Annotated in this window: 1 protein-coding gene; it reads left to right on the top strand. The window is 42.8% G+C overall.

Annotated features, from left to right (window positions below):
* Window positions 1-997 (top strand): L-asparaginase 2 (gene ansB / locus CXF78_RS01440; RefSeq protein WP_102035758.1); only part of this gene is annotated, 997 nt, incomplete at its 5' end.
* Window positions 998-1,100 lie beyond the last annotated feature (103 nt).

Consider the following 1,100-nt stretch of genomic DNA (forward strand, 5'->3'; position numbering starts at 1 on the left):
GGTGCAAGCGCTTCCACAGGTTCGAATTATTGCCACCGGTGGGACCATTGCTGGAGTGGGCCAATCGGCTACTGAGTCAAATTATCAGTCTGGAGAGGTCGGGGTTAATAGCTTAATAGCAGCTGTGCCGGAGATAAAGTTGCTTGCCGAAATTCAAGGTGAACAACTCGTTAAAATTGGTTCGCAAGATATGAACGATAAAGTTTGGTTAGACTTAGCCAAACGGATTAATATTTTACTGGCTGATAAAAATGTCGATGGAATTGTGATTACCCATGGCACTGATACTTTAGAAGAAACTGCTTACTTTTTGAATCTAACTGTCAAGAGCGATAAGCCTGTAGTGCTGGTTGGTGCAATGCGTCCATCCACTGCTATGAGTGCCGATGGACCTATGAATCTGTATAATGCAGTCGCCATTGCCGCTAATCTAGAGTCTAAAGGCAGAGGTGTTTTAGTCGTGATGAACGATACAGTACTTAACGCCCGCGATGTAACGAAGACTAATACTACTGGAGTACACACCTTTGCCGCGCCTAATTTTGGCCCGCTTGGTATTATTCATAACAGTAAGGTTGAGTATATGGGCAGAACGGAACGTCAACATACGACTCAAACCCCTTTTGATATCAGCAAGCTCGATATTTTACCAAAGGTAGGTATTGTTTATAACTACGCTAATGCTAGTGATTTACCTGCTAAAGCTATGGTTGAAGCGGAGTTTGACGGCATTATTAGTGCGGGTGTAGGTAACGGCAACATTTATCACTCTGTATTCGATACACTCATTAAGGCGAGCAAAAAAGGCATATTGGTTGTCCGCTCTAGCCGTGTACCGACCGGTGCCACTACTCTAGATGCTGAAATAGATGATGCCAAATACGGCTTTGTTGCTGCTGGTAATCTTAATCCACAAAAAGCCCGTATTCTGTTGATGTTATCGTTAACTCAAAGTAAAGACCCTCAACAAATCCAGCGCTGGTTCCAGCAGTTTTAGGCACTAACTGAGGCACAAAACACTAGATTAAATCTACATTTTTATGAAGCCAGTAGTCACCTCTACTGGCTTTTTTATGTACTTTATTCTAGTTATAGCGTCT

Origin of the sequence: Shewanella sp. 11B5 (assembly GCF_002836795.1) — a bacterium.
GTDB classification, from domain to species: Bacteria; Pseudomonadota; Gammaproteobacteria; order Enterobacterales; family Shewanellaceae; genus Shewanella; species Shewanella frigidimarina.